The organism is Micromonospora sp. NPDC051924, assembly GCF_055586005.1.
In genome coordinates this window covers 1-1,104 of record NZ_JBVJJA010000121.1, presented here as the reverse complement: position 1 = coordinate 1,104, position 1,104 = coordinate 1, and the positions used below count along the sequence as shown (strand labels likewise).

At 67.6% G+C, this 1,104-nt stretch carries 1 pseudogene; it reads left to right on the top strand.

The annotated features are described in order from the left end of the window. A pseudogene (locus tag ACZ6S5_RS34900) lies at nt 1-1,104 on the top strand (hypothetical protein); the annotation flags it as partial.

Genomic DNA, 1,104 nt, shown 5'->3' with positions numbered 1-1,104 from the left:
GGACCAGGACAAGGACCGGGACAAGGACCGGGACAAGGACAAGGACAAGGGCGAGGCCGGTGCGGTGCGGGAGGTGGCCTGTGACGACGATGATCTGATCGAGGCCCTCGATCAGGCCAACCGGGATGAGGGTGGCACGCTGAAGCTGACTCCCGACTGCACCTACGAGCTGGACCAGTTCGACAAGAAGTCCGACGCGGGCCTGCCGACGATCAAGCAGGAGATCACCATCGAGGGTCAGGGCGCCACGATCAAGCGGGAGGCCGAGGAGGGATTCCGGATCTTCCGGGTCGCCGACGGTGGTGACCTGACCCTGAAGGACGTCACCGTCAAGAACGGCGCCGCCGCCGAGAAGAAGCAGAAGAAGCACACACCGCCGACGAAGTACGTGCCCGGCAGCGCGGCCGGGGCCGACGCCACGGCGCCGGCCGCGAAGCGGCCGATGCTCGCGTCGCCGCCTCCGCCGAGCAAGGACGGCGGGCACGACGAGCACGAGGGCGACGGCGGTGGCCTGCTGGTCGAGCGCGGTGGCAAGGCCCACCTGGTGAACACCGCGTTCAAGCTCAACAGCGCCGCGGACGACGGCGGCGCGATCGCCAACTTCGGCCGGACCGAGGTCGAGAGCAGCACGTTCGAGAACAACCACGCCAAGGACAACGGCGGCGCCATCTTCAACGCCGGCGTCCTCGAGGTCGAGGGGTCCCGCGACGGCAAGGGCGGCGAGTCCAAGATCGTCAACAACACCGCCGGCGGCAACGGCGGCGGCATCGCCAACGGCGAGGAGAAGAAGAAGAAGAAGGAGGAGGAGAAGGAGCCCGACGCGCACGTCACCGCCGACGGCCGCGACGGCCACGACGGCCGCGACGAGGCCGGCACCGTCGAGATCGAAAAGACCCTCATCGAGGGCAACACCGCCGACAAGAACGGCGGCGGCCTGTTCAGCAGCGGCGGCTTCGTCACCATCAGCTGGACCGACATCAAGAACAACACCGCCTGCGAGAACGGCGGCGGTATCGCCGCCATCGACACCGTGCTGAAGGTCGAACACAGCACCATCGAGAAGAACAAGGCCAGCAAGGACGGCGGCGGCATCTACAACGTCAG